Origin of the sequence: Yoonia sediminilitoris (genome assembly GCF_003058085.1) — a bacterium.
Lineage (GTDB): Bacteria > Pseudomonadota > Alphaproteobacteria > Rhodobacterales > Rhodobacteraceae > Yoonia > Yoonia sediminilitoris.
Window position 1 is genome coordinate 651,438 of the sequence record NZ_QBUD01000001.1, and the last position, 19,772, is coordinate 671,209.

Annotated in this window: 22 protein-coding genes; all 22 read left to right on the forward strand. The window is 57.0% G+C overall.

The window, feature by feature from the left end; translation table 11 throughout:
- Nucleotides 1-3: 3 nt before the first annotated feature.
- The 22 genes from C8N45_RS03260 to C8N45_RS03360 all read left to right on the forward strand — a co-directional run bounded on the left by C8N45_RS03260 (nt 4) and on the right by C8N45_RS03360 (nt 19,762).
- Nucleotides 4-879 carry a sulfotransferase gene (locus C8N45_RS03260; protein ID WP_245882554.1) on the forward strand — a complete coding sequence of 292 codons (876 nt, stop codon included), beginning with the start codon at nt 4-6 and terminating at the stop codon, nt 877-879.
- 3 nt (nt 880-882) lie between these two features.
- Nucleotides 883-2,121, forward strand: a complete 1,239-nt coding sequence (locus C8N45_RS03265) for an NADH-quinone oxidoreductase subunit D (RefSeq protein ID WP_108384747.1) — start codon at nt 883-885, stop codon at nt 2,119-2,121.
- Between the two features lie 15 nt (nt 2,122-2,136).
- A complete protein-coding gene (locus C8N45_RS23115) occupies nt 2,137-2,286 on the forward strand; it encodes a hypothetical protein (protein ID WP_168769386.1) in 150 nt (49 codons plus the stop codon).
- 369 nt (nt 2,287-2,655) lie between these two features.
- Nucleotides 2,656-2,982, forward strand: a complete 327-nt coding sequence (locus C8N45_RS03270; RefSeq protein ID WP_108384748.1) for a hypothetical protein — start codon at nt 2,656-2,658, stop codon at nt 2,980-2,982.
- 122 nt (nt 2,983-3,104) lie between these two features.
- Nucleotides 3,105-4,220, forward strand: a complete 1,116-nt coding sequence (locus tag C8N45_RS03275; RefSeq protein ID WP_108384749.1) for an NADH-quinone oxidoreductase subunit E — start codon at nt 3,105-3,107, stop codon at nt 4,218-4,220.
- Nucleotides 4,221-4,409: 189 nt separating this feature from the next.
- Nucleotides 4,410-5,126: a helix-hairpin-helix domain-containing protein gene (locus C8N45_RS03280; protein ID WP_108385140.1), complete on the forward strand. Its 717-nt coding sequence runs from the start codon at nt 4,410-4,412 to the stop codon at nt 5,124-5,126.
- 12 nt (nt 5,127-5,138) lie between these two features.
- Nucleotides 5,139-5,369: a DUF5337 domain-containing protein gene (locus C8N45_RS03285; protein ID WP_108384750.1), complete on the forward strand. Its 231-nt coding sequence runs from the start codon at nt 5,139-5,141 to the stop codon at nt 5,367-5,369.
- Nucleotides 5,369-6,655, forward strand: a complete 1,287-nt coding sequence (nuoF, locus tag C8N45_RS03290; RefSeq protein ID WP_108384751.1) for an NADH-quinone oxidoreductase subunit NuoF — start codon at nt 5,369-5,371, stop codon at nt 6,653-6,655. Before C8N45_RS03285 ends, nuoF begins: the two co-directional genes overlap by 1 nt.
- A complete protein-coding gene (locus C8N45_RS03295; RefSeq protein ID WP_108384752.1) occupies nt 6,652-7,065 on the forward strand; it encodes a hypothetical protein in 414 nt (137 codons plus the stop codon). Before nuoF ends, C8N45_RS03295 begins: the two co-directional genes overlap by 4 nt.
- 118 nt (nt 7,066-7,183) lie before the next feature.
- The gene (locus tag C8N45_RS03300) at nt 7,184-7,636 is read left to right on the forward strand and encodes a DUF3291 domain-containing protein (RefSeq protein WP_108384753.1); all 453 of its coding nucleotides are present in this window, start codon (nt 7,184-7,186) and stop codon (nt 7,634-7,636) included.
- A gap of 115 nt (nt 7,637-7,751) precedes the next feature.
- Nucleotides 7,752-8,150: a DUF5333 domain-containing protein gene (locus tag C8N45_RS03305; protein ID WP_108384754.1), complete on the forward strand. Its 399-nt coding sequence runs from the start codon at nt 7,752-7,754 to the stop codon at nt 8,148-8,150.
- 138 nt (nt 8,151-8,288) lie between these two features.
- Complete coding sequence (gene nuoG / locus C8N45_RS03310) at nt 8,289-10,307, forward strand: NADH-quinone oxidoreductase subunit NuoG (RefSeq protein ID WP_108384755.1); 2,019 nt, start codon at nt 8,289-8,291, stop codon at nt 10,305-10,307.
- Nucleotides 10,308-10,318: 11 nt separating this feature from the next.
- A complete protein-coding gene (gene nuoH, locus C8N45_RS03315; RefSeq protein ID WP_108384756.1) occupies nt 10,319-11,374 on the forward strand; it encodes an NADH-quinone oxidoreductase subunit NuoH in 1,056 nt (351 codons plus the stop codon).
- Nucleotide 11,375: 1 nt separating this feature from the next.
- On the forward strand, nt 11,376-11,870 hold the full coding sequence (gene nuoI / locus C8N45_RS03320; protein ID WP_108384757.1) for an NADH-quinone oxidoreductase subunit NuoI: 495 nt from the start codon (nt 11,376-11,378) through the stop codon (nt 11,868-11,870).
- Nucleotides 11,867-12,268 (forward strand): carboxymuconolactone decarboxylase family protein, encoded by a 402-nt coding sequence (locus C8N45_RS03325; protein WP_108384758.1) that lies wholly within the window; start codon nt 11,867-11,869, stop codon nt 12,266-12,268. The genes nuoI and C8N45_RS03325 overlap by 4 nt, the downstream gene beginning before the upstream one ends.
- Nucleotides 12,265-12,870: an NADH-quinone oxidoreductase subunit J gene (locus C8N45_RS03330; protein WP_108384759.1), complete on the forward strand. Its 606-nt coding sequence runs from the start codon at nt 12,265-12,267 to the stop codon at nt 12,868-12,870. The genes C8N45_RS03325 and C8N45_RS03330 overlap by 4 nt, the downstream gene beginning before the upstream one ends.
- A 226-nt stretch (nt 12,871-13,096) precedes the next feature.
- Nucleotides 13,097-13,579 carry a hypothetical protein gene (locus tag C8N45_RS03335; protein ID WP_133175928.1) on the forward strand — a complete coding sequence of 161 codons (483 nt, stop codon included), beginning with the start codon at nt 13,097-13,099 and terminating at the stop codon, nt 13,577-13,579.
- On the forward strand, nt 13,576-13,881 hold the full coding sequence (gene nuoK / locus C8N45_RS03340; RefSeq protein ID WP_008235370.1) for an NADH-quinone oxidoreductase subunit NuoK: 306 nt from the start codon (nt 13,576-13,578) through the stop codon (nt 13,879-13,881). Before C8N45_RS03335 ends, nuoK begins: the two co-directional genes overlap by 4 nt.
- A 4-nt stretch (nt 13,882-13,885) precedes the next feature.
- Nucleotides 13,886-16,012 (forward strand): NADH-quinone oxidoreductase subunit L, encoded by a 2,127-nt coding sequence (nuoL, locus tag C8N45_RS03345; protein WP_108384761.1) that lies wholly within the window; start codon nt 13,886-13,888, stop codon nt 16,010-16,012.
- The gene (locus C8N45_RS03350) at nt 16,012-17,553 is read left to right on the forward strand and encodes an NADH-quinone oxidoreductase subunit M (protein WP_108384762.1); all 1,542 of its coding nucleotides are present in this window, start codon (nt 16,012-16,014) and stop codon (nt 17,551-17,553) included. The genes nuoL and C8N45_RS03350 overlap by 1 nt, the downstream gene beginning before the upstream one ends.
- 12 nt (nt 17,554-17,565) lie before the next feature.
- Nucleotides 17,566-19,011, forward strand: coding sequence for an NADH-quinone oxidoreductase subunit NuoN (gene nuoN / locus C8N45_RS03355; protein WP_108384763.1), 1,446 nt, complete (start codon nt 17,566-17,568; stop codon nt 19,009-19,011).
- Nucleotides 19,001-19,762, forward strand: coding sequence for a biotin--[acetyl-CoA-carboxylase] ligase (locus C8N45_RS03360; RefSeq protein WP_108385141.1), 762 nt, complete (start codon nt 19,001-19,003; stop codon nt 19,760-19,762). The genes nuoN and C8N45_RS03360 overlap by 11 nt, the downstream gene beginning before the upstream one ends.
- Nucleotides 19,763-19,772: the final 10 nt, after the last annotated feature.

Here is a 19,772-nt window from a genome sequence, read left to right on the forward strand (position 1 = left end):
ACGATATTATTCGGCGTCGGGGCGACCAAGGCCGGGACGTCGTGGCTCTATCGTTATCTGCACGAACACCCCGACTGTGCGCTGCCAGCGGTCAAAGAGGCACATTATTGGGATACGTTCGATGCGGAGCGTTCGCAGAAACAAATGCAAGCCTTCCGCATTCGCCTGCGCGAATTGCGCGACATCAAAGAGGATGCGCTGGAAGCCGACCGCGGCTGGCAGGTCGCCAACATGGACCGGCGCATCAATGACATGAAAGCCCTGATGAAAGTGTTGGAAGGGGACCGCACCCGCGATCTCGGCTATGCGACATGGCTGCTTGATCGCAGGCCCGTTCGTCTGGTGGCGGATATCACGCCCAATTATGCAACGCTGCCCGAAACGACATTGTCGCGTATGGCGCAGCTCGCCCCGACGACCAAATTCATCTTTCTTATGCGCGACCCGCTGGACCGGCTTTGGTCGCACATTCGGATGCAGGCGCGTCGTCAGCGCCAAAGTCACGAAATCTACGCGCAAAAAGCGAACAACATTTTGCACCGGATCATCAATCGTGGCCAGGAAACACATATCCTTGAACGGGGCGACTATCCGGCGATTATCTCAAGACTGCGCAGTGCTGTGCCGCCTGACCGGCTGAAAATTATCTTTACAGAAGACATGATGGGGCAAGATGCCCTCTCGCTCTTGTGCGAATTCCTTGGTATCAGCCATGTTAAACCAACCTTTGCCAATCCGGTTCATGAAGGGCCGCAGGTGGTGATGTTGGAAAAATTGCGCCCGAAAGCGCAAAAACTGTTGAATGAACACTACACTTGGGTGGCCGACAACGTGGGTCCCCTGCCGCTGCGGTGGCAAGAAAATCTAGCGAGGGCGTGAGCCATGATGGACGGTGATATTCGTGTGAACACTTATGATGACGGCTCGACCGATGCCGCCACGAGTGAACAGCAGATTCGCAATTTCAACATCAACTTCGGCCCGCAGCACCCGGCGGCCCACGGTGTGTTGCGTCTGGTGCTGGAACTCGATGGTGAAATTGTCGAACGTTGCGACCCCCACATCGGCCTGCTGCACCGTGGCACTGAAAAGCTGATGGAATCGCGCACCTATCTGCAAAACCTGCCTTATTTTGACCGGCTTGATTACGTCGCCCCGATGAATCAGGAACATGCATGGTGCCTGGCGATTGAAAAACTGACCAAGACCGAAGTGCCGCGTCGCGCATCGCTGATCCGCGTGCTTTACTCCGAAATCGGGCGTGTGCTGAATCACCTGCTGAACATTACGACCCAAGCGATGGACGTGGGCGCGATGACCCCGCTGGCGTGGGGGTTCGAAGAACGTGAAAAGTTGATGGTGTTCTATGAGCGTGCCTGCGGTGCCCGGCTGCACGCGGCCTACTTCCGCCCCGGCGGGGTTCATCAGGACCTTCCAGCTGAACTGATCGAGGATATCGACCAGTGGGCAGAGGCGTTCCCGACAATCATTGACGATATCTCTGGCCTGCTGACGGAAAACCGCATTTTCAAGCAGCGTAACGTCAACATCGGCATCGTCTCCGAGGAAGAAATCCAGCAGTGGGGCTACTCTGGCGTGATGGTGCGCGGCTCCGGCCTTGCCTGGGATTTGCGCAGGTCGCAGCCCTATGAATGCTACGATGAATTCGAATTTCAGGTGCCGGTCGGCAAAAATGGCGATTGTTATGACCGCTACCTTTGCCGGATGGAGGAAATGCGCCAGTCGACTTCCATCATCCGTCAGGCTTGCGAAAAGCTGCGCAATGAACCCGGTGATGTCATGGCGCGTGGCAAGATGACCCCACCCACGCGCGGTGAGATGAAAACCTCAATGGAGGCGCTTATCCACCACTTCAAGCTATATACCGAAGGGTTCCACGTGCCCGCGGGCGAAGTCTATGCCGCTGTCGAGGCCCCCAAGGGCGAGTTCGGCGTTTATCTGGTAGCGGATGGGACCAACCAACCCTACCGCGCCAAACTTCGCGCGCCCGGCTATTTGCATCTGCAATCCATGGACCACATCGCCAAGGGCCACCAGTTGGCCGACGTCGCAGCCATCATCGGCACCATGGACGTCGTCTTTGGCGAGATTGACCGCTAGGCGCGGGTCGGATCGATGTTTATTGATATCTGGCTGCTACTTTACGGGGCCGCCGCCGGTCTTGTCGCTGTCCTTCTCGCGCGCGGGCGGCAACGGATGATCAAGGGGGCGCTGCTTGGGGCCGCGACGATGCTGGTGCTGCAGCTATTGCGCTTCTTTGTGTGAAAATTTGCGGCAGGTTTGGCCGCCAACGCCCATTTTCAGGCAGCGTGAATATCACCCATGATTGCCCAGTAACAGGACGCTGGGTGCCAAGCCGTTCGCAGTTGATATGAGTTCTGGGCGGGCTGTTTGATCAGATCCCCGCGTATTTCCGGATCAAAGTGATTTGACCGGGTCTGACCCCAAACAGATACGGCGTTTCCTTTTGGTTCAACCCGACGATTGAACGATCGCCGGTGGCGAATGCGGCAAAGCGACCTGTTATTGCTCATCGGCGGAATTTACCGGGCAGGGATGTAGATTGCTGGTCAAGGCGATTTGCTGCCGCTAATCTAGGGCGTACAAGTTATCCAGCCGAAAAGGGCCTTTGCCATGATCCGTCAGCTTCCTCTTGTTGCCTTTTGTATGATGGCCGCCTGCGCAGTGCCCGATTACAGGCCCGTGCGCGCGCCAATCCCCGCACCACAACCAGAACCAGCGCCTCAGGTTAATCCACAATCGGCCAAGGAACGCTTCTTGCGCGCGGTCGAGGCAAACGGCTGTGAAGTCAACGCGAGCAATTCCGCCGTGATTCTGGCCGGTGCGACGCTTTCGCAGCAGGATCTGGCGCGCATCTTGCAGGAACTCAAAGACGAAGGGCGCGGTTCGGTCGCACCTGACGGGACAGGCTTTCGGGTCAACACGGGCGCGTGTGCCTGATTTCTTGTCAACTGCGTGCAAAAGTCCGGCCCCCAAGCGTTGTAAAATCTGCCGGGCCTGTGTAACCCGTTCCCAAAGGCTGCTGCATTCGCCGCCTGTCAACGTTCGCTGAGGTTTCCTAAATGCTCCGTCGTCTTTACGCTGATCAACCGGATAGTTTTGCCTTTACGCCCGACAACCAGAAGTGGGCGGAAGCGCAGATGAAAAAGTTTCCCGACGGCCGTCAGGCGTCTGCGATCATTCCGATCCTGTGGCGCGCGCAAGAACAGGAAGGCTGGCTGACACGGCCCGCCATTGAACATGTGGCCGGCATGCTGGATATGGCTTATATCCGTGCGCTGGAAGTGGCATCTTTTTACTTCATGTTTCAACTGCAACCCGTCGGTTCCATTGCCCATATTCAGGTTTGCGGGACCTTGTCCTGTATGATCTGCGGAGCCGAAGACCTGATTGGTGTCTGCAAGGATAAAATTGCCGAAAAGCCGCATGAATTGTCTGCTGACGGAAAGTTTTCATGGGAAGAAGTCGAATGTCTGGGCTCCTGCGCCAACGCGCCCATGGCCCAGATCGGCAAGGACTACTACGAAGACCTGACCGCTGCGCGCCTTGGCGAAATCATCGATGAGTTGGCAAAAGGCAACGTGCCGGTGCCGGGTCCGCAAAATGGCCGTTATGCTGCTGAACCCCTCAGCGGTCTGACCAGCCTGACCGATCATGAAGCTGGCAAAGCGCGGTATAACGCCAGTGCGCAACTGGCGACGGACATCGGTGATACGGTCAAACGGATCGACGGCACCGAGGTTCCATTGCTGACCCCTTGGGTCAAAGACCCGAAGACCGCCACGGTCCCTGCGAAGAAAAAAGCGAAGTCCGCAGCACCCAAGCCAGCCGCAGACAAACCCGCTGACAAAACAGGCGTGACCAAACAGCAGGCGGCTGCGACATCAAAAGCCAAGCCGGTGGGCAAGTCCAACCCCGAAACGGTTGCAGAAGCGCAGCCCGAAACGCTCACCGCCCCGCGCGACGGCAGTGCCGATGACCTGAAAAAGATCAGCGGCGTTGGCCCCAAGCTGGAAGGCACGCTGAACGAGCTTGGGTTCTGGCATTTTGACCAGATCGCCAAGTGGACAGAGGCAGATGTGGCTTGGGTTGACAGTCGGCTGAAGTTCAAGGGCCGGATCGAACGTGACAACTGGATGGCGCAGGCGGCAGAGTTGGCAAAGGCGGCGAAAGCCTAGGCCGCGTGCATTTGGTGGTGCAAAAGCAGGTGACAAGTTACCCGCTACACACAAATTATTTACGCAACACTCCTCTTGCGGTAGACCTAGGACATGGTGTCGCGGTTTGTGGGGAAAGTGATAACCCTTTTCGCGGTGTTCAATGTCGATAGGCCGCCCATGCGGCCACCCGTAGGGAGATCAGATAAGATGAAAGATACAGCACCAAAGGGTCAGGGGATTATTGCCGTTTCGGCCCTCTTTGGGGTCATTGCAGCCGGTGTGGCCTTTGTCCTTTTCAGTTTCGGTGGTCTTGCAGCGATTGCGATTGGCGCAGTTGTAGCGGCGATTGCGGCGATTTACCTGCTGCTGGGATGGCGCGAGCCTGCGCCATATACTGGTCCGGCAACAGCGCCTAGCGCGACCGCGCCATCGGTTGAATCTGCGCCCACCGCAGAAGCCGCAGCACCTGCGCCCGCCGCTCCCCAAGCTGCGCCCGCTGCTGCACCTGCCGCCAAGACGGAAGAGCCGGTGGTCAAACCGACGGCCACACTTGCAGGTGAGCAGGAACTGGCCGCGAAAAAAGGCGACTGGAAATACGAGGGCGACAAGGCCGAGGCACCTGCGCCATCTGCTGATGCCGCCGCGCCTACCTTCCTCAAAGAAGCGCGCGAAGGCGGGCCTGACGATCTCAAGCAGATCAAGGGTGTCGGGCCAAAGCTGGAAAAGACCCTGCACGAGATGGGCATCTTCCACTTTGACCAAATATCCGGTTGGGGCCCTGCGGAACAGGCCTGGATGGACGACAATCTGGAAGGTTTCAAAGGCCGTGCGACCCGGGACAATTGGGTTGAACAGGCCAAGACGCTGGCCGCTGGCGGCGAAACAGACTTTTCCAAGAAAGTAGAGAAGGGCGGCGTTTACTGACGCTTGAATTCTATGGCTCAACAAGGATCCACGAAACAGGCAAAAGCAGGACAACGCACCGCATTGACCATGGCGGGCGTTGGTGTTTTCTGGATCCTTGTGACCCTTATCGGGGCAGAATATGGCTGGTCCAACCGGACCCGCGCGTTTTTTGACCTTGCAGCGCTGGCCGGTTTCGGCTTTGCGCTATGGCAGACATTTCAACTCTGGCGGACCCGCCAGAACGACAAAGGCGGAAGCTGATGCTCAAAGACGAAAACCGGATTTTCACGAACCTTTACGGCATGCATGACCGGACCCTTGCAGGTGCGCAAAAGCGTGGCCATTGGGATGGCACGGCGGCCATTATCAAAAAGGGGCGCGACTGGATCATCAATGAGATGAAATCTTCCGGCCTGCGTGGCCGTGGTGGCGCGGGTTTCCCGACGGGCCTGAAGTGGTCGTTCATGCCCAAGGAAAGCGATGGTCGCCCCGCCTATCTGGTGGTGAATGCCGACGAATCAGAGCCCGGCACCTGCAAAGACCGCGAAATCATGCGCCACGATCCGCACACGCTGATCGAAGGGTGCCTGATCGCGTCCTTCGCGATGAATGCCAATGCCTGCTACATCTATATCCGTGGCGAATACATCCGCGAAAAGGAAGCGCTGCAAGCGGCGATCGACGAATGTTATGCCGCCGGCTTTGTGGGCAAGAACGCGGCGAAATCCGGCTGGGACTTCGACATTTATCTGACCCACGGTGCCGGTGCCTATATCTGTGGCGAAGAAACCGCGCTGCTTGAAAGTCTTGAGGGCAAAAAAGGCATGCCGCGGATGAAGCCGCCTTTTCCCGCAGGAGCGGGCCTCTATGGCTGCCCGACGACAGTGAACAACGTCGAATCAATCGCAGTCGTGCCAACGATCCTGCGCCGCGGTGGCGACTGGTTCGCCGGAATGGGGCGGGCCAACAACGCGGGTACAAAACTGTTTGCGATCTCGGGCCACGTCAACAACCCCTGCGTCGTCGAAGAAGAGATGTCGATTTCCTTCGAAGAGTTGATCGAAAAGCACTGCGGCGGCATTCGCGGCGGATGGAGCAACCTCAAGGCGGTCATTCCCGGCGGCTCGTCCGTGCCGTGTGTGCGTGGTGAAAACATGCGCGATGCAATCATGGACTTTGACGCGCTCAAGGAAAAAGGGTCATCGCTGGGTACCGCTGCTGTCATCGTGATGGACCAGTCCACCGACATGATCAAAAACATCTGGCGACTGTCCAAGTTCTACAAGCACGAAAGCTGCGGCCAGTGTACGCCCTGCCGCGAAGGCACCGGCTGGATGATGCGGGTTATGGAACGTCTGGTCAAAGGCGATGCATCGGTCGAGGAAATCGATATGCTTCTGGATGTGACCAAACAGGTCGAGGGCCATACGATCTGTGCCCTGGGTGACGCGGCAGCATGGCCCATTCAGGGGCTTATCAAGAATTTCCGGGACGAAATCGAAGACCGGATCAAACATAAACGTGTCGCGGGGATTGCAGCAGAATGATGAGAAAACTGATGATCGTGGGCGCAGCGTTGGCCGTGACCGCCTGTTCAACCGGCCCACAGCCAGCGCGCCCGTTTGATGACCCGGCTGTGCAAAAGCTCTATAACATGCCAACACCGGAGTACTACGCGACATTGAAAATCGCGACGATGGTGGCGCAGAACTGCGCCCGCTATAGCTACGATTCCGCGCTGGATCTTATGGTGAATGAAAAACGCAATGAAGTCGGGCGCGGGTCCTTGTCAGCGCTGAGCCTGCGGAACGCGATTGATCTTGAAACGGAAGTCAGCCAGCGCAGTTTTGCTGCAAAACACGGGGTTGAATTGACCGGGGCTGACCTATGCATGGCAGCGGATGCCGAAAGCCTTGAAAACAGTGCCATTGCAGCGGTGCTTGTTCCTGTGGGATAGCCAAATGGCAGCAACACAGATCCTTGACAGGGCCGCGCACATTGGCGCGGCCCTTCTCACACGTGCCGCTTGCGGGTTGCCCGCGTGGTTCACGGAACCAGCGGTGTGGACCTAGGCGATGCATTTGGCGGAACTCAATATCGGGCGATTGCTTGCACCGACCGATGACCCGCGCGTCGCGGAATTCATGGACAATCTTGACCGGATCAACGGTCTGGGCAAACGGATGCCAGGATTTGTGTGGATGATGGAAGGATCAGGCGCGCCGGGGCGCGGCAATACTGACGCTTGCATTGATGGGGACCCGCAATTCGTGGCAAACCTGTCGGTCTGGAAAACCCCGGCACAGTTGCGCCTGTTTGTTTTTGATACGCTGCATGCAAAATTCATGGACCGCGGCAAGGAGTGGTTCGAAGACCTTGTGCAGATGCATTTTGTCATGTGGTGGGTGGCCGAAGGGACGCAACCCACGCTGGATAACGCTCTGAAAAAGCTGGCCTATCGGGACAAGCACGGGGATAGCGACCAAGCCTTTGGCTGGGACTGGATTACACCAGAGGCCAAACCGTAAGATGGGTTTTAACCCATCAACGTCCGTGAAAATGATCTCATGATATTGAATAGCGTGGGCAAACTCACAACTTGATCGCAACGAACGGCGACAGGTAGTCAGCAGGAGAACTGGCATGGCAAAATTAATCACTTCCGTTGCACTACTGGCGGTTCTGGCGACCAGCGGGGCCGCGGCGCAGACCGCACTCAGGGATGTGGCGCGGGTGCGTGATGGCATTATTCAGGTTGGCATGGCCTACGAAATTTCCGAACAATGCAGTAGTATCAGTGCCCGTCTTCTGCGCGGGCTAAGCTTCCTTCAGGAACTGAAATCCTATGCCAAATCGCAGGGCTTTTCCGACGCGGAAATCGAAGCCTATGTGGATGACCGTGCCGAAAAGCGCAAGCTGGAGCGGATTGCGCGCCAGCAGTTGGCCGCACTGGGGGCTGTTGATGGCCGCCCTGCCACCTATTGCAGGGTAGGACGTAATCAAATTGCCCAAAATACACGCGTTGGCTGGATGCTGCGTTAAGCTTCCGTTAGCGCGGTACAATTTGCTGAATTATTTCCCGATCAGACTGGCATCGCCGCCCTTGTCGCGTTAGAAGTCGAGCCAACGCGCCTTGTCTGTTTAAGTCTCGGGCGCGAGAGGGAACATATAAGGCACGCCATGTCTGATCTGCGCAAAGTTGTCATTGACGGAACTGAGGTCGAAGTTGACGGGGCGATGACCCTGATTCAGGCCTGTGAAGAAGCGGGTATCGAAATCCCGCGTTTTTGCTATCATGAACGGCTTTCCATCGCAGGCAACTGTCGCATGTGCCTTGTCGAGGTGGTGGGTGGCCCGCCCAAACCTGCCGCGTCTTGCGCGATGCAGGTCCGCGACCTGCGACCCGGCCCCGAAGGCCAACCGCCCGTCGTCAGGACAAATTCGCCCATGGTCAAAAAGGCCCGTGAGGGGGTCATGGAATTCCTGCTGATCAACCATCCGCTGGATTGCCCGATCTGCGATCAGGGCGGCGAATGTGATTTGCAGGATCAGGCGATGGCCTATGGCGTCGATTTCAGCCGGTTCCGGGAACCCAAGCGCGCCACCGAAGATCTTGATCTCGGGCCACTTGTCGAAACCCATATGACGCGCTGCATTTCCTGCACCCGTTGCGTGCGCTTCACCACCGAGGTGGCGGGCATTCACCAGATGGGCCAGACAGGGCGTGGCGAAGATGCGGAAATCACCAGCTATCTGGGTGAAACGCTCGATTCCAACATGCAAGGCAATATCATTGACCTGTGCCCCGTCGGCGCGCTGGTCAGTAAGCCCTACGCCTTTACCGCGCGGCCTTGGGAATTGACCAAGACAGAATCAATCGACGTGATGGATGCGCTTGGGTCAAACATCCGTGTCGATACCAAAGGCCGCGAAGTCATGCGCTTCCTGCCGCGCAACCACGATGGCGTGAACGAGGAGTGGATTTCCGACAAGACGCGCTTCGTCTGGGACGGGCTGCGCAAGCAGCGGCTTGATACACCCTACATTCGCGAAAACGGGAAGCTGCGCAAAGCGAGTTGGGGAGAGGCGCTGTCAGCCGCTGCCGCCGCGATGAAGGGCAAGAAGGTCGCAGGACTTGTGGGGGATCTGGCCCCGGTCGAGGCTGCGTTCGCGCTCAAGCAGTTGATCGAAGGGCAGGGCGGCCATGTCGAATGCCGCACTGACGGTGCCAAGCTGCCCGTCGGCAACAGGTCTGCTTACGTCGGCAATGCCAGCATCGAAGATATTGATGATGCGGAAATGATTATGCTGATCGGCACCAACCCGCGCGACGAAGCGCCGGTTTTGAATGCGCGTATCCGCAAGGCATGGTCACGCGGCGCAAAGGTTGCGCGCATTGGCCCTGACGCCGATTTGACATTTGATGTGTCCACGATTGGTGCGGGGCGTGATGACCTGACCAAGCTGGCGGCAATGGATCATTCCGACAAACATGGTGTGCCCGGTGTGATGATCGTTGGTCAGGGTGCTTTGAATGAAGCCGATGGCGAAGCCGTGCTTAGCCAGGCCATGAAGGCAGCCGAAGCCGCGCAATCGAAGTTGCTGATCCTGCACACCGCCGCCAGTCGCGTGGGCGCCATGGACGTGGATGCTGTGACCGAAGGCGGTCTGGAGGCTGCACTTGAGGGGGCCGAGGTAGTTTACAACCTTGGTGCCGATGAAGTGGAGATCGCACCCGGTGCATTTGTGATCTATCAGGGCAGCCACGGTGATCGTGGGGCGCATCGCGCCGATATCATTCTGCCTGGTGCCGCCTACACGGAAGAAAACGGTCTGTTCGTCAATACCGAAGGACGTCCGCAACTTGCGCTGCGCGCGAGCTTCCCGCCGGGCGAGGCCAAGGAAAACTGGGCCATCCTGCGTGCGCTCTCTGCTGATCTGGATGCAACTTTGCCCTACGATAGCATGGCGCAACTGCGGCAGGCGCTGGTCAAAGCGCATCCGCATCTTAGCCATATTGACCAAGTGCCGGAAAACGAATGGCAGCCGCTTCCTGTGAAAAAACCGGGTAAGGCTGATTTCCGCTATGCAATTAGCGATTTCTACCTGACGAACCCGATTGCACGTGCATCCAGCCTGATGGCTGAACTCAGTGCGGGCGTCAAAGCACGCAAAAATACGCCTATGGCGGCGGAATAAGGGACCGAAGCATGGTTGATTTCTTCACCAATACCAACCTTGGCATCGTCCTTGTGATCCTTGGGCAATGTTTGTTGCTGTTGGTCCCGATCCTCGTGGCACTTGCATTTCTGATGTACGCGGACCGCAAGGTTTGGGCTGCCGTGCAAATCCGCAAGGGTCCCAATGTTGTCGGGCCGTTCGGCCTGCTGCAATCCTTTGCGGATTTCCTCAAGTATATTGTCAAGGAAATCGTGGTTCCTGCGGGCGCGGACAAGGCTGTGTTCTTTCTCGCCCCGATGATCGCCTTTGTGCTGGCGGTGATTTCATGGGCGGTGATCCCGTTCAATGACGGTTGGGTTTTGGCCGACATCAATGTAGCCATTCTCTATATTTTTGCCATTGGCTCGCTCGAAGTCTATGGCGTTATCATGGGCGGCTGGGCGTCGAATTCCAAATATCCGTTTCTGGGCTCGCTCCGTTCTGCCGCGCAGATGATTTCCTACGAAGTATCCATCGGGCTGATCATTGTGGGAATCATCATTTCGACTAATTCGATGAATTTCGGGGATATCGTGGCGGCGCAATCCGGTGCAGGCTTCTTGAGCTGGTACATCATCCCGCATTTCCCGATGTTCTTTTTGTTCTTTGTCAGCGCGTTGGCAGAAACCAATCGACCACCATTTGACCTGCCAGAGGCGGAATCAGAACTGGTTGCGGGCTATCAGGTGGAATATTCCTCGACCCCGTTCCTGTTGTTCATGATCGGCGAGTTGATGGCCGTGGTGCTGATGTGCGCGCTGGTGTCGCTGTTGTTCCTTGGCGGATGGTTGTCACCAATTCCGGGGGTCAGCGAATGGTGGATCCTCGGCGACGGGCCGCACTGGATGGTCCTGAAGATGGTGTTCTGCTTCTTCATTTTCGCGATGGTCAAGGCGATCACGCCACGCTACCGCTATGACCAGCTGATGCGGATCGGCTGGAAGGTCTTCCTGCCGCTGTCACTGGCTTGGGTCGTGATTGTCGCATTCCTTGCAAAATTCGAAGTGCTTGGTGGTTTCTGGGCACGCTGGGCGATTGGAGCCTGATATGACGCAAATCGATTATAACCGCGCAGCCAAATACTTCCTGTTGCAGGATGTCTGGCAGGGTTTCAAATTGGGGATGAAGTATTTCTTTACGCCAAAGGCGACCGTGAACTATCCGCATGAAAAGGGACCGCTTTCCCCCCGTTTTCGCGGCGAACATGCCCTGCGCCGCTATCCCAACGGTGAAGAGCGCTGCATCGCCTGCAAATTGTGCGAGGCCGTGTGCCCTGCGCAGGCCATCACAATCGACGCAGAGCCGCGCGATGATGGGTCACGCCGCACAACGCGCTATGACATCGACATGACCAAATGCATCTACTGCGGTTTTTGTCAGGAAGCCTGCCCCGTGGATGCCATCGTCGAAGGCCCGAATTTCGAATTCAGCACCGAAACTCGTGAAGAGTTGTATTATGATAAGACCAAGTTGCTGGAAAACGGCGACCGCTGGGAATCAGAGATTGCGCGCAACCTTGAACTGGATGCGCCCTACAGATGAGCGATCAAAACCCCTTTGAAGCGATGATGAAGCTGGGCCAGGATTGGGCCAAATCGATGAACATCGACGCGGATGCCTTTACTGCCAAGGGCTTTGAAAAGCTATGGCCGACGATGCCAAAGGAAACGATGGAGATGTTCTTTGGCAAGGGAATCAATCCTGACGGGCTGGATGCGAAGACCCGGTTGCTGTTGACGTTGGCCGCGCTCACTGTTCTGGGCGCGCAGGCCGAGGCACAGATCAGACTGACCATCCGCCACCTGGTCGAAGCGGATGCCACAAAACAAGAGATCGCCGAAGCCATTGCCCAGATGGGCATGTTCGCAGGTGTGCCTGCCATGACCAAGGCCATGGAACTTGCCAACGACGTATTGGACGAAAAGGACGAAGCCGAATGACAGTTTTTGCGTTCACCTTCTATCTGTTTGCGATCAGCACCCTGATCGGCGGCTTGTTCACCGTGGTGAGCCGTAATCCGGTGCACTCTGTGCTGTGGCTGATCCTCGCGTTCCTGTCATCCGCGGGGCTGTTCGTGATGCTTGGGGCAGAGTTTGTCGCAATGCTGCTAATCATCGTCTATGTAGGCGCTGTTGCTGTTCTGTTCTTGTTTGTTGTAATGATGCTCGACATCGATTTTGCTGCTCTCAAGGCGGAAATGACCAAATACTTGCCGCTTGCCCTGCTGATTGGCGTGGTCATCATCATGCAGCTTGCACTGGCACTTGGCGTTTGGGGTTTTGCGGATGGCGTGGATGGCCGTCTGGCCGCACCATCAGGTGACATGGACAATACCCGTGCGCTGGGTCTGTTAATTTATGACAAATATATCATGCTGTTCCAATTGGCAGGCCTGATCCTTCTGGTGGCCATGATTGGAGCCATCGTTCTGACCCTACGCCATCGTGTGGATGTCAAACGTCAGAACGTGATGGAGCAAATGTCGCGCGATCCGGCGATGGCAATGGAACTGCGAGACGTGAAGCCGGGGCAGGGGCTGTGACTGCAAATTTTTCTAGAAAAATTTGGGCGGATGAATTTTCTCGAAAATTCATTTTGGGTAGTTTGCCAATGTTTCACTGATAGTGGAAGCAAGACGATAACTCTTTGAGGCCGTTCAGCGGCGCGACCGAAAGACAGATTTGAATGACCAAAGCAGTTTTCATAGACCACATCATCGCATCGGCGATGACCCGGTCATATGATACCGGGCAGGAGGCGGGATGCGCATGACCTCGCTTGCTTTCGCATCTGCGACTGTTGTGTCAGGCTGTGCCTCTTCGTTTGAGTCGACCGTTTGTGCCCAGGTCATCCGCAGTCAGGGTGAACCTTTTGCCAGGTTTGAGGCGCTGCCCGCGCATGATCTGGGAAATGGTCGTGTCTTGACTGCAACCAGCCGTACGATGAAACAAGCTGCCGGCAACCTGGTTTTTGCAGACGATTTGATCCTGACCGATTGCCGCTCGGGCGAGCAACTGACTCTGACAAGTGCCAGCCGTAACGGCGGTGGGGAAACACTGGTGGATCAGCGAGCAGCAGCGCGGCAGATATTGAACAATGGGGCCGTGGGCCATATGGCCCAGTTGCGGTCAGACGCTGTTGCGCTGGGTATCCCTGCTGCCACATCGACCGGCACACAAGAGACCTGCGGTTGCAACGCGCTTTATCCTGAATTACGCGGCACCAAGACAGAATACGAGGGACCCCGATGATCGGACTGGAACATTACCTCACAGTGGCGGCAGCCCTGTTTGTGATTGGCATCTTCGGGCTTTTCCTGAACCGAAAAAACGTCATCATCCTGCTGATGAGCATCGAACTGATGCTGCTGGCGGTGAATATCAATCTGGTCGCTTTCTCCAGTTATCTGGGCGATCTGGTGGGGCAGGTCTTTACCCTGTTCGTGCTGACCGTTGCCGCCGCAGAGGCCGCGATTGGCCTTGCCATTCTGGTTTGTTTCTTCCGCAATCGCGGGACCATCGACGTTGAAGACGTCAACGTGATGAAGGGCTGAATTCATGGAAACCATCATCCTTTTTGCCCCGCTTATTGGCGCGCTGATTTGTGGCTTTGGCTGGAAATTCATCGGTGAAGCCGCGGCCCAGTGGACGGCGACCGGCCTGCTGTTTTTGGCGGCTTTGCTGTCATGGATCGTGTTCCTGACATTTGATGCCTCTGCCCACCATAACGGCGGCTACACGGTCACGGTTCTGCGCTGGATCGAAAGTGGCACCTTGTCGACGGACTGGGCGATCCGGATGGACCGTTTGACCGCTACGATGCTGATTGTAATCACCACCGTGTCGGCATTGGTTCACCTTTATTCCTTTGGCTACATGGCCCATGACGACAACTTCAAGGAAGGCGAAAGCTATCGCCCGCGCTTCTTTGCCTATCTGTCGTTCTTTACCTTTGCGATGTTGATGCTGGTGACGGCCGACAACCTTGTGCAAATGTTCTTTGGCTGGGAAGGCGTGGGCGTCGCGTCTTACCTGCTGATCGGTTTTTACTACCGCAAGCCGACGGCCAATGCCGCCGCGATCAAGGCGTTTGTCGTCAACCGTGTCGGTGACTTCGGTTTCGCGCTGGGTATCTTTGCCCTTTACATGGTGACCGACAGCATCCGGTTTGAAGATATCTTTGCCGCAATCCCTGGTCTGCAAGGCCAGACGATTAGCTTTATCGGCACCGAGTGGGACACGCTCAATCTGATCGCCGTCCTGCTGTTTATCGGCGCGATGGGCAAATCGGCGCAGTTGATCCTGCACACATGGCTGCCTGACGCGATGGAAGGCCCGACGCCCGTGTCGGCCCTGATCCACGCAGCGACCATGGTGACGGCGGGTGTTTTTCTTGTCTGCCGGATGTCGCCGCTGATGGAATATGCGCCGCAGGCGCAAAGCTTTATCGTGTGGCTGGGGGCATCGACCGCGTTCTTTGCCGCCACCGTGGGCCTTGTCCAGAACGATATCAAACGCGTCATTGCCTATTCGACCTGTTCGCAGTTGGGCTATATGTTCGTGGCAGCTGGCTTGGGTGTTTATTCAGTCGCCATGTTCCATCTGCTGACACATGCCTTTTTCAAGGCGATGCTGTTTCTTGGGGCCGGTTCGGTCATCCATGCGATGCATCACGAACAGGACATGCGCAACTATGGCGGCCTGCGCCACAAAATCCCCAAGACCTTCTGGATGATGATGATCGGCACGCTGGCCATTACTGGCGTTGGCATTCCGTTGCTCTATATTGGCTTCCCCGTCGGCTTTGCCGGGTTCGTGTCAAAGGATGCGATCATCGAAAGCGCCTATGCGGGCACAGGCGGGGGGTACGCATTCTGGATGCTGCTGATCGCGGCCCTGATGACCAGTTTCTATAGCTGGCGTCTGATGTTCATGACCTTCTTCGGGACCCCGCGCGGCGATACCCATACCCATGAACATGCCCACGAAAGCCCAATGACGATGTTGGCACCGCTCTATGTGCTCGCAGTGGGTGCGGTCCTGAGCGGGATGGTGTTTTACGGGTCATTCTTTGGCTACACGGACAAGGTCGGCAAATTCTTTGGCGTACCTTACGCTGTCGAAGGTGCGGAGCATGCGGACGCAGGCCATGGCGATGATGCGGCACATAGCGATGAAGCCGCTGCGGAAGGCGATCATGCCAAGCCGCATTATGTGCTGACAGGTGAGCCTGGGCAGGGGGCTATTCATGCCAATCCTGACAATCATGTCCTGAACGACGCACATGAGGTATCCTGGCTAGTAAAGCTGTCGCCCTTCCTTGCGATGCTGACCGGGCTCGCGCTGGCTTACCAGATGTATATCCGCCGCCCTGAACTTCCTGCCAGACTGGCCGCACAACAGCGCCCGCTTTATCTTTTCTTGCTGAACAAATGGTACTTTGACGAAATCTACGATTTCATATTTGTCAAACCGGCCTTTGCGCTGGGGCGCATCCTGTGGAAGCAAGGCGATACGAAAACGATTGACGGGGGCATCAACGGGCTGGCCATGGGGATTATTCCATTCTTTACGCGGCTCGCCGGACGGGCACAGTCGGGTTATCTGTTCACCTACGCCTTTGCGATGGTCCTTGGGCTGGCGGTGCTGCTGACGATTGTCTCTCTTGGCGGGGGGGCAGGCTAATGGGCAATATCCTTTCGCTTACGACCTTCATTCCGCTGATCGGGGCGGCCATTCTGGCCATCTTTCTGCGGGGTGAGGACGCTGCAGCACAGCGCAATGCCAAGTGGGTCGCGCTGGTCACGACGGTTGTCACCTTCATCACATCGCTTTTCATTCTTTCCAACTTTGATGCCGCCAACACCGGTTTTCAGATGGTCGAAGAACGCGACTGGCTGCTGGGCCTGCAATATAAGATGGGCGTCGACGGGATCAGCATCCTGTTCGTGATGCTGACCACCTTCCTGATGCCGCTTGTCATTGCGTCGTGCTGGGACGTCGGTACGCGGGTCAAGGAATATATGATTGCTTTCCTGATCCTTGAGACGTTGATGTTGGGCGTTTTCCTCGCCCTTGATCTGGTGCTGTTCTATCTGTTCTTCGAGGCAGGTCTGATCCCGATGTTCCTGATCATCGGCATCTGGGGCGGCAAGAACCGGATTTATGCATCCTTCAAGTTCTTCCTTTATACTTTCCTTGGCTCTGTATTGATGCTGGTGGCGATGGTGGCGATGTTCACCGCTGCGGGCACAACCGACATTCCGACCCTGATGACCTATACGTTCGAGACTGAAAACTTCAGTATCCTTGGCGTGCAGATTATCGGGGGCATGCAGACCCTGCTTTGGATCGCCTTCTTTGCCAGCTTTGCGGTGAAGATGCCGATGTGGCCCGTGCACACATGGCTGCCCGATGCGCACGTGCAGGCGCCGACCGCCGGGTCGGTGGTGCTGGCGGCGATTCTGCTCAAGATGGGTGGCTACGGCTTCTTGCGGTTCAGCCTGCCAATGTTCCCCGTCGGATCAGAAGTGATGGGCCCGCTGGTGCTGTGGCTGTCGGCGATTGCGATTGTGTATACCTCACTTGTGGCCCTTGTTCAGGAAGATATGAAAAAGCTGATCGCCTATTCTTCGGTGGCACATATGGGTTATGTGACCATGGGCATCTTTGCCGTGAACCAGCAGGGGATTGATGGGGCGATTTTCCAGATGATCAGCCACGGCTTTATCTCTGGTGCGCTGTTCCTCTGTGTCGGCGTGATTTACGACCGGATGCACACCCGCGAGATTGACGCCTACGGCGGACTGGTCAACCGGATGCCCGCCTATGCGCTGATCTTCATGTTCTTTACGATGGCCAACGTGGGCCTGCCCGGCACATCAGGGTTCATCGGGGAATTCTTGACCCTGATGGGCATTTTCCAGGTCAACACATGGGTGGCCGTGATTGCCACGTCTGGCGTGATCTTGTCGGCGGCCTATGCGCTTTATCTTTACCGTCGCGTTGTGATGGGTGATTTGATCAAGGAAAGCCTGAAGACGATCAAGGACATGAATACCCGCGAGCGTGCGATCTTTGCGCCGCTGGTGGCGATGACACTGCTGCTGGGCGTCTATCCCGCGCTTGTCCTCGACATCATTGGCCCGAGTGTGAACGCACTTGTCGGCAATTACGAAACAGCATTGGCGACCTTCGAGGCCGCCACGCAGTTTGCATCGAATTAAGGAACGGACGACATGATCTCCGCTGATATCCAAATCGTCATGCCTGAAATCCTGTTGGCACTTTATGCCATGGGCGCACTGTTGGCAGCTGTCTACACAAGCAAAGACGGCATGGCCCCTGTGTTGACTTGGGCAACGTCCGCTCTGTTTGTGCTGCTCGCAGCGTGGATCGGTATCAACGGGCAGGGCACTCATGTAGGGTTTGGTGGCATGTTCGTCGATGATGGCTTTGCGCGGTTCAGCAAAGTCACAATCCTGCTGTCTGCGGCCGCCGTGTTGCTGATGTCCGAAGGGTATATGCAGCGGCGTGGGCTGTTGCGGTTTGAATACCCGCTGCTGGTTGCTTTGGCTGTGGTCGGCATGATGGTCATGGTCAGCGCGGGCGACCTGATGGCGCTTTATATGGGATTGGAACTGCAATCACTGGCGCTTTATGTGGTCGCATCGTTGCGCCGCGACAGTGTGAAATCGACCGAGGCCGGACTGAAGTATTTTGTGTTGGGCGCGCTGTCATCTGGTCTGCTGCTGTATGGCGCATCGCTGACCTACGGCTACACTGGCACAACGCTGTTTTCCGGCATTCTTGAAGCAACGGCGCACCACCCTTCGATCGGGTTGCTGTTCGGGCTGGTTTTCCTGTTTGCTGGGTTCGCCTTCAAAGTCTCGGCAGCGCCGTTCCATATGTGGACGCCAGACGTCTACGAAGGATCGCCCACGCCTGTCACCGCCTTCTTTGCCACGGCCCCAAAAGTGGCGGCCATGGCGCTGTTTGCCCGCGTGGCCCATGATGCCTTTGGCGATATCGTAGCCGACTGGCAGCAGATCGTAGCCTTCCTTGCCGTCGTGTCCATGTTCCTTGGTGCTATTGCAGCCATTGGGCAGACCGATATCAAACGCCTGATGGCCTATTCATCGATCGCGCATATGGGCTTTGCCCTGATGGGGCTTGCCGCGGGTACGGAACTGGGCGTGCAGGCGATGCTGATCTATATGGCGATTTATGTCACCATGAATGTTGGGACCTTTGCCCTGATCCTGACGATGGAAAAAGACGGGCGCCCGGTGACAAATATCGCCGCCCTGAAAAGCTATTCCAAGCGCGAGCCTCTGTTGGCCATTATCATGCTGGTGATGATGTTCAGTCTGGCCGGTGTGCCGCCGATGCTGGGGTTCTTTGGTAAATATGCAGTGCTTTTGGCGGCTTATGACGGGGGCCTTGGCTGGCTGGCTGTTGCCGGTGTGATCGCGTCGGTCATCGGTGCGTTCTATTATCTGCGCATCGTCTATTACATGTATTTCGGTGAAGACAGTGACGCGCTGGACGGCCGTGCACCGCCTGTCCTGTGGGTCACTGCAGTCGTCAGCGGTGCCATCGTCGGGCTGGCGTGGGTGCCGGGGATCAACCTGTTTGGTCTGGACCCGATTGCAGCAGCAGCGGCAGCGGCGCTTGTCAACTAAAGACAGCGGCCACGCTGCGTGGCCCGGTGGATACGGGCAGGTCGTGCTTGACAGCGTGGACAGCACGATGGCCGAAGCGGCGCGGCGCGCCCCTGACATAAGGCAACCCACATGGATCATGGCACGCACACAGACTGCCGCGCGCGGGCGGCGCGGGCGAGCCTGGGTCGTACCGCCGGGCAACCTGAACGCCACATTGGTTTTCAGGCCTGATGCGACGGCACAAGAGGCAGCCAAACGGTCCTTTCTGGCGGCAAATGCGCTGTTTGCGGCCTTGGCAATCTATGTGCCTTCGGAAAAACTGGCCCTGAAATGGCCGAATGATGTGTTGCTGTCGGGCGGCAAGGTGGCGGGCATTCTGCTCGAAAGCAGTGGGCAGGGGCCTTACATCGATTGGCTCTCGATCGGGATCGGGGTCAACCTGTCGCATGTGCCGGACGGCGTGACTGATGCGGCCTTTCCGCCGACCAGCCTGAAGGCTGCGGGCGGCTGGGATGTTGATCCGCTGGACTTTTTGACGACGCTTGCCGATGCCTACGCCACCCAGGAGGACAAGCTGCGCCACTTCGGATTTGCACGCATCCGCGATGACTGGTTGGCACAGGCCGCACGGTTGGGCGAGGTCATCACAGCCCGCACAGGGCGCGAGGATGTGACCGGCATATTTGACAGCATTGATCAGGACGGCAACCTTGTGCTGATCACCGGCACAGGTCCCCGCGCCATCGCTGCGGCTGACGTGTTTTTCTAACAAAGGGGGT

Excerpts from the sequence above, each read along its gene's own strand:
- nuoK (WP_008235370.1), top strand. The coding sequence starts at position 13,576 with ATGATCGGACTGGAACATTACCTCACAGTGGCGGCAGCCCTGTTTGTG.
- C8N45_RS03265 (WP_108384747.1), top strand. The coding sequence starts at position 883 with ATGATGGACGGTGATATTCGTGTGAACACTTATGATGACGGCTCGACC.
- C8N45_RS03330 (WP_108384759.1), top strand. The coding sequence starts at position 12,265 with ATGACAGTTTTTGCGTTCACCTTCTATCTGTTTGCGATCAGCACCCTG.
- nuoF (WP_108384751.1), top strand. The coding sequence starts at position 5,369 with ATGCTCAAAGACGAAAACCGGATTTTCACGAACCTTTACGGCATGCAT.
- nuoL (WP_108384761.1), top strand. The coding sequence starts at position 13,886 with ATGGAAACCATCATCCTTTTTGCCCCGCTTATTGGCGCGCTGATTTGT.
- nuoI (WP_108384757.1), top strand. The coding sequence starts at position 11,376 with ATGACGCAAATCGATTATAACCGCGCAGCCAAATACTTCCTGTTGCAG.
- C8N45_RS03295 (WP_108384752.1), top strand. The coding sequence starts at position 6,652 with ATGATGAGAAAACTGATGATCGTGGGCGCAGCGTTGGCCGTGACCGCC.
- C8N45_RS03275 (WP_108384749.1), top strand. The coding sequence starts at position 3,105 with ATGCTCCGTCGTCTTTACGCTGATCAACCGGATAGTTTTGCCTTTACG.
- C8N45_RS03325 (WP_108384758.1), top strand. The coding sequence starts at position 11,867 with ATGAGCGATCAAAACCCCTTTGAAGCGATGATGAAGCTGGGCCAGGAT.
- C8N45_RS03350 (WP_108384762.1), top strand. The coding sequence starts at position 16,012 with ATGGGCAATATCCTTTCGCTTACGACCTTCATTCCGCTGATCGGGGCG.
- C8N45_RS03270 (WP_108384748.1), top strand. The coding sequence starts at position 2,656 with ATGATCCGTCAGCTTCCTCTTGTTGCCTTTTGTATGATGGCCGCCTGC.
- C8N45_RS03335 (WP_133175928.1), top strand. The coding sequence starts at position 13,097 with ATGACCTCGCTTGCTTTCGCATCTGCGACTGTTGTGTCAGGCTGTGCC.
- nuoG (WP_108384755.1), top strand. The coding sequence starts at position 8,289 with ATGTCTGATCTGCGCAAAGTTGTCATTGACGGAACTGAGGTCGAAGTT.
- C8N45_RS03285 (WP_108384750.1), top strand. The coding sequence starts at position 5,139 with ATGGCTCAACAAGGATCCACGAAACAGGCAAAAGCAGGACAACGCACC.
- C8N45_RS03305 (WP_108384754.1), top strand. The coding sequence starts at position 7,752 with ATGGCAAAATTAATCACTTCCGTTGCACTACTGGCGGTTCTGGCGACC.
- C8N45_RS03300 (WP_108384753.1), top strand. The coding sequence starts at position 7,184 with ATGCATTTGGCGGAACTCAATATCGGGCGATTGCTTGCACCGACCGAT.
- nuoN (WP_108384763.1), top strand. The coding sequence starts at position 17,566 with ATGATCTCCGCTGATATCCAAATCGTCATGCCTGAAATCCTGTTGGCA.
- nuoH (WP_108384756.1), top strand. The coding sequence starts at position 10,319 with ATGGTTGATTTCTTCACCAATACCAACCTTGGCATCGTCCTTGTGATC.
- C8N45_RS03280 (WP_108385140.1), top strand. The coding sequence starts at position 4,410 with ATGAAAGATACAGCACCAAAGGGTCAGGGGATTATTGCCGTTTCGGCC.
- C8N45_RS23115 (WP_168769386.1), top strand. The coding sequence starts at position 2,137 with ATGTTTATTGATATCTGGCTGCTACTTTACGGGGCCGCCGCCGGTCTT.